This window comes from Acinetobacter sp. CFCC 10889 (assembly GCF_003268395.1).
In the GTDB taxonomy this organism is placed as follows: Bacteria; Pseudomonadota; Gammaproteobacteria; order Pseudomonadales; family Moraxellaceae; genus Acinetobacter.
Genome location: NZ_LQXQ01000107.1, coordinates 1 through 4,619, shown reverse-complemented (window position 1 = coordinate 4,619; position 4,619 = coordinate 1). Strand labels below are relative to the sequence as shown.

Sequence of the window (4,619 nt, the reverse complement as noted above, 5' to 3'; positions counted from 1 at the left end):
TTAACTTCACTAATCCACGCATTTCCAATTGACGAACAATGCGTGGCTGAATGAACTCGTTGTTGATCTTGCGTAAATTGGCTTTACGAACTGAAAGCAGTGAACCTAGCGTATGTAACGCAGGTTCATGCCAAGATTGGATGATTTGATCTGAGTTCATGACACCTCCGCTAAAGCGTGTTCAGCTTCGGTTAAACGGCGGTTGGCGTAGAGTTCGGCAACAGTGGCATGCCTAACCCTATTGATTAAAGCTTTGTATATTCGTTTTGTTTTTGCATGTTGCACTAGGAGATCCTCCCCAGTACTAACTACAAAAAACAAAGATTCCACAAAATTACCAACAGAAACCACCACATCACCAACCAAGAAATCACTTTCAGTCGATTCTAATTCCGGCGAATTCGCCATAATTAAACAGTGATTGCACTGCTCTGTTTTAAATTCTGTGCACTTGTTAGCACGGGGATGTTTTGGTATATTTGATTTCATATTCATGCCTCCTAAAGTTTGAATTACTAAAAGCCTGACTTCAGCCGTCGGGCTTTTTTTATGTCTGCTGTTTTTATCGGTCGGATAAATCTGAACGGTGCTCATGGTTTTTATCGTTCCCTACTAATCCAAAAATCTTTTGTTTAATCTTCGTCTCGGCTTTTAACTGCTCGATATGAGGAATTATGAGATTTTCAAAAATATATTCACTTGCACCCTGCCCAGAACGTTGTGCCTCTGCCAAACCTGTTAATTGGTCTTTTATGGCTTGCGGCATGTGTATCGTTGCGGATGCGTCTTTCTTAGGTCTTCTGCGGGTCATAATAATTCCTAAGCGACAGATGATTTATTTAAGAAAAAATCAAAAATGCTCTCGTGTGTTAATTGCTTGTTGCTTGCATCAACCATTTTTTGGACGGTTTCCATGCTCGGTTTTTTGCGACCATGAATGAGATGAGATTCCATATATCCATAAGAAATTTTTGCGGTTTCGCAAAATTTGATGCGCTGATCCTTATCAAGACCTCGCCAAAAATCGTAAAGAGTAATCACAAGTACACCTTAAAGGTAAATTAATAATAAATATACCCTCAAGGTAAACTAAATTCAACCTATCAGGGTATTTATTTTTTCTACCTGTCAGGTATTTTTGTAATCTGTTAGAAAGGTATTTTGAAGAATGGCTGACTTAAAAACGATCCATGAGATTAGATTTTTAAATGCAAAAAAATTAATGGATGAATCAGGGCTTAAACGCAAAGAGTTTGCTGAAAAAATCGATATGTCTTACAGCTTGCTAAGTCAATATTTAGGGAAGAATCCCACAAAGAATATTGGTGATGATACTGCTGAGAAAATTGAAGATGCGTTCAACAAGCCTAGGGGTTATTTAGATCAATCATCGTTTTCCATTGCAGCTGAAAATAGCTTTGCTCAAAAAAAACCCCAACACATGAACTTTCAACCACCTGTCGATTTAACACATAGTGAAAATCCACGACAAACACCTGTTTTGTCATGGGTACAGGCTGGTGATTTTAGTTATGTATTATCTAGCGATCTGTCTGGCGCAATTGACTGGATACCTTATGATCCGAGAGCGGGTGAGAGTGGCTTTGCTCTTATTGTGAAAGGCACATCCATGGAGCCCGACTTTAAACCTAATGAGTTTATCTACATTAATCCAACCTATCAGATAGATGAATTGCATACTGGTGCTTTAGTTGTGATGGCTTGTGAGGGGGATACTGAAGCTACCTTTAAAAAACTAATTTCTGAAGATGAGAATTACTACCTACAACCACTAAATCCTAATTGGCATCCGCAAATTATTGAGCTTGATTATACTTGCAGACTTGTTGGGAAGGTGGTTGGTAAGTACACAAGATACTAGTGAAAGGAAACCACCATGATTGCAACACTCAATAAATCTAAAACCGCGTTAACTATTAATCGTCAAGAGTTTAAGCTGGCATTGGCGAAAATTGACGAGGGAATTGAAAAACAAATAGCCTCTCTCAGAAAAGCCAAACAAAGCTATAGCGCTTCGGAAATGGCGCATGAGGTCATTAACGAAGCGAATATCTTTGAAGCTATTATTGAGGGTTTTAACGAGGCGGAAGGAACGAATCTAAAACTGGCTGATATTACCAATCTTGAAGTGGCTCAGGGATGGGTGGATGAGTTTTTAGAGAAGTATTCTGGGGTGTGAATTTAAAGCTTGGAACCCGACGTAGAGCTTTGAGATTCTTATTTTAAATAGGTAGTAACTAAAGCAATATTTTATATTCTTTACAATAAATACTACCTATTTGTATAAAAATTCTTTTTTGTGTTTGTTTTTATCAATGAAAGTTGATAAAAGTTAACTTATAAGGTAACTTTCACGAATGATAGACCCTTACTTTTTCAGATGGAATCAAATTGGTTTTCCAAAAAATCTTCATGGCATTCTGTTACCTGAGAATATAAAGGTTTATATGCTTTCATCGTCATGTAGTAAAAATGATATTTTTTTATATCGTGATCGATCTGAATTTAGTTTGAGTAGTTCACGTGATGATGCTGATGTTATTCGTCTATTTACTCAACTAGCCTCAAAGTTGGAGCAGTGTCTTATCTTAAATGAAATATTTGATTTTTATGATTCTAGTGAATTGCATCGAGCTCATACAACCAAGGTTGAGGGTAAGGATGAACAAGTATATCGTATAAGAAAGGCTAGTATTCGCCTGTACTTGGTTTTTATAGGTGATGCAATGGTATTGTTTAGATTAGCACCTAAGCGTAAAGATAAAATTGACACGTCTGAAAAGATGATAATTGATGAGCGTGTTAAAGCAATTTTTAAGTATCCTACGGAATCAAATGATTTTTTAGTGAGGTTATTATGAGTAAAGTATCATTAATTAATGATGAATATCATGTTGATATGTCTATTGTTAAGATGGAACAGGTTGCATCTCAACTCACAGGTCTACTTCGTCATAAAAAAATCTCACGCGCTGAGTTAGCTCAAGAGTTGGGTTGGTCAAAAGGACGTGTAACAAGAGTTCTATCTGGTGATGTAAATCTTACCTTGAAAACAATCACAACCATTACCCAAAAACTTGGATATGACTTTGATGTAATATTTCATAATGAAAATTACAACAAACCCAAACAACCATGGCAAATAGATAGAGATAACAATGTAATTATCTCATCACAGCAAAACACAAGTGAAATTGAAATGGTCTTTCAAATGGAAACGGGTAGTCAGGTGGTTGATGCTGTTTTAGCGGGAAGGGAAAAGGATCTATATATAAGCATATCTTCACCCAGCGTCCTCTCTCAAGTAAGCGCTATTCCATCAATGACACCCAAGATCACATCTAGAGATCCCGCGATCAATATCACCTACTTAAATCAAAGCCTAGAGATTGTACATCATGAGTAAAGAAAAAAGCATTCAAGAAAAAGTCGAAGCGACAACTAGTTTGAATCCAAATATACAACCTATATATGCAGATCATATTTTACAAATTGCAATGGAAACAAACGCTCTAAAACTCGTACTTGGTTTTAGGGTAAACAATCAAGTGGTAAATAATGCAACAATTGTATTACCCATGAATGTTGTCTTGGCTTTACAGGATTCATTAAATAGTTTTTTGCAAATCCTGATTTACAAAAAGTTATTATAGAAAGTGCCGAGAGCTCAACTCAAGCATTAAAAGAAAAATTTAAACGTAATTAAACTTTTTAGCTCTCCATCTAACCCACCCTGTGTGGGTTTTCTTTTTAAAAATCCATACTTTCCCTGATATTATGAAGCTGAGACTCTGCACCAACATTGTTCTCAAAACATTCATAAATATCGGAGAAAATATGAAACCTGAAATTATAGAAGCTCTAGCGTTGGAGCTTACTAAATCAAAACTCGCCAATAAAGAAACTACTGCATCTGATTGGGTTCAAGCCTATAAGGAATCACATACAGAAATTGAAGAAGCATGTGATGAGGGGCGTGTGTATCAAAAACCAGTTGCTGCTGGACCTCTTTCATCTAGCGATTGGCCTTAGAAATCACAAGGCAACCACTCTTTTGTGAAAATTCCAAAAGAGTGGTTTTTAGTTCATCTATATACTTAAGTGGGCATTCAATCTCGATCGTGCCAATATAATTCCCAAAAATAAGTTTTTGTGCGGTACTCACCTGCTTCTCTATATCCTCAGGCTTCACGCCATTCAGCAATAGTTTTTCTACTAGTTGTTTACGCCATTCAAATATTTCATTCGAAAGCTGCATGCTCATTCTTGTCACCTTTACTGGTTGGATTTTCTTTTGTTTATTAAATAACAATTTACCAAATAAGTAAAAATAATTTTAAATATTTTACCTCACAGGTATTTACTTATATTTACCTAACAGGTATATTTTATCTCACCAACCACTCTCCGAGATAAAAATGGAACTTCAAAATTTACGTCTACAAGCCCTGCACATCGCAGAAGGCAATATCGAAAAAGCTCAAGCAATAGAAAGCTATGTTTTGGGTCAAAAGGCTGAAAAGGTAGTTGAGCCTCAAGAACAACCAGTGCCTACCAACTTAGGCGTGTCAGATGTTAAGCCTACTGATGAGAAAGGT

General features: G+C 36.5%; 11 protein-coding genes. 7 read left to right on the top strand and 4 right to left on the bottom strand.

From position 1 onward, the window contains the following. Positions 1 to 156 precede the first annotated feature (156 nt). From AVJ19_RS20305 to AVJ19_RS20295, 3 genes are read right to left on the bottom strand one after another with little or no spacing between them, the layout of a single operon-like run. A complete protein-coding gene (locus tag AVJ19_RS20305) occupies positions 157 to 594 on the bottom strand; it encodes a hypothetical protein (RefSeq protein WP_162626677.1) in 438 nt (145 codons plus the stop codon). After that, complete coding sequence (locus AVJ19_RS20300; RefSeq protein ID WP_111861341.1) at positions 563 to 811, bottom strand: hypothetical protein; 249 nt, start codon at positions 809 to 811, stop codon at positions 563 to 565. Before AVJ19_RS20300 ends, AVJ19_RS20305 begins: the two co-directional genes overlap by 32 nt. Positions 812 to 819: 8 nt before the next feature. Continuing rightward, positions 820 to 1,041, bottom strand: a complete 222-nt coding sequence (locus AVJ19_RS20295; RefSeq protein WP_111861340.1) for an XRE family transcriptional regulator — start codon at positions 1,039 to 1,041, stop codon at positions 820 to 822. Positions 1,042 to 1,168: 127 nt separating this feature from the next. Between AVJ19_RS20295 and AVJ19_RS20290 the strand changes: the two genes are divergently transcribed. The 6 genes from AVJ19_RS20290 to AVJ19_RS20265 all read left to right on the top strand — a co-directional run bounded on the left by AVJ19_RS20290 (position 1,169) and on the right by AVJ19_RS20265 (position 4,053). Continuing rightward, positions 1,169 to 1,882 carry a LexA family transcriptional regulator gene (locus AVJ19_RS20290; protein ID WP_111861339.1) on the top strand — a complete coding sequence of 238 codons (714 nt, stop codon included), beginning with the start codon at positions 1,169 to 1,171 and terminating at the stop codon, positions 1,880 to 1,882. Positions 1,883 to 1,897: 15 nt separating this feature from the next. Next, complete coding sequence (locus AVJ19_RS20285) at positions 1,898 to 2,200, top strand: hypothetical protein (RefSeq protein ID WP_111861338.1); 303 nt, start codon at positions 1,898 to 1,900, stop codon at positions 2,198 to 2,200. Between the two features lie 178 nt (positions 2,201 to 2,378). Continuing rightward, positions 2,379 to 2,882 (top strand): hypothetical protein, encoded by a 504-nt coding sequence (locus AVJ19_RS20280; RefSeq protein WP_111861337.1) that lies wholly within the window; start codon positions 2,379 to 2,381, stop codon positions 2,880 to 2,882. Continuing rightward, positions 2,879 to 3,427 carry a helix-turn-helix domain-containing protein gene (locus tag AVJ19_RS20275; RefSeq protein ID WP_111861336.1) on the top strand — a complete coding sequence of 183 codons (549 nt, stop codon included), beginning with the start codon at positions 2,879 to 2,881 and terminating at the stop codon, positions 3,425 to 3,427. The genes AVJ19_RS20280 and AVJ19_RS20275 overlap by 4 nt, the downstream gene beginning before the upstream one ends. Next, the gene (locus AVJ19_RS20270) at positions 3,420 to 3,674 is read left to right on the top strand and encodes a hypothetical protein (protein WP_111861335.1); all 255 of its coding nucleotides are present in this window, start codon (positions 3,420 to 3,422) and stop codon (positions 3,672 to 3,674) included. The genes AVJ19_RS20275 and AVJ19_RS20270 overlap by 8 nt, the downstream gene beginning before the upstream one ends. A 184-nt stretch (positions 3,675 to 3,858) precedes the next feature. After that, positions 3,859 to 4,053, top strand: coding sequence for a hypothetical protein (locus AVJ19_RS20265; RefSeq protein WP_162626676.1), 195 nt, complete (start codon positions 3,859 to 3,861; stop codon positions 4,051 to 4,053). On the opposite strand, the gene AVJ19_RS20260 is transcribed toward AVJ19_RS20265, so the two are convergent. Next, a complete protein-coding gene (locus AVJ19_RS20260) occupies positions 4,037 to 4,285 on the bottom strand; it encodes a hypothetical protein (RefSeq protein ID WP_111861333.1) in 249 nt (82 codons plus the stop codon). The two genes, AVJ19_RS20265 and AVJ19_RS20260, sit on opposite strands and share 17 nt — an antisense overlap. A 154-nt stretch (positions 4,286 to 4,439) precedes the next feature. On the opposite strand from AVJ19_RS20260, the gene AVJ19_RS20255 reads away from it, so the two are divergent. Further along, a partial coding sequence (locus AVJ19_RS20255) for a hypothetical protein (RefSeq protein WP_111861332.1) occupies positions 4,440 to 4,619 on the top strand: 180 nt, incomplete at its 3' end.

What these genes read in the sequence shown, in the direction of transcription:
- AVJ19_RS20305 (WP_162626677.1), bottom strand. Translation starts at nt 594, where the DNA reads ATGAGCACCGTTCAGATTTATCCGACCGATAAAAACAGCAGACATAAA.
- AVJ19_RS20300 (WP_111861341.1), bottom strand. Translation starts at nt 811, where the DNA reads ATGACCCGCAGAAGACCTAAGAAAGACGCATCCGCAACGATACACATG.
- AVJ19_RS20290 (WP_111861339.1), top strand. Translation starts at nt 1,169, where the DNA reads ATGGCTGACTTAAAAACGATCCATGAGATTAGATTTTTAAATGCAAAA.
- AVJ19_RS20285 (WP_111861338.1), top strand. Translation starts at nt 1,898, where the DNA reads ATGATTGCAACACTCAATAAATCTAAAACCGCGTTAACTATTAATCGT.
- AVJ19_RS20280 (WP_111861337.1), top strand. Translation starts at nt 2,379, where the DNA reads ATGATAGACCCTTACTTTTTCAGATGGAATCAAATTGGTTTTCCAAAA.
- AVJ19_RS20275 (WP_111861336.1), top strand. Translation starts at nt 2,879, where the DNA reads ATGAGTAAAGTATCATTAATTAATGATGAATATCATGTTGATATGTCT.
- AVJ19_RS20270 (WP_111861335.1), top strand. Translation starts at nt 3,420, where the DNA reads ATGAGTAAAGAAAAAAGCATTCAAGAAAAAGTCGAAGCGACAACTAGT.
- AVJ19_RS20265 (WP_162626676.1), top strand. Translation starts at nt 3,859, where the DNA reads ATGAAACCTGAAATTATAGAAGCTCTAGCGTTGGAGCTTACTAAATCA.
- AVJ19_RS20260 (WP_111861333.1), bottom strand. Translation starts at nt 4,285, where the DNA reads ATGAGCATGCAGCTTTCGAATGAAATATTTGAATGGCGTAAACAACTA.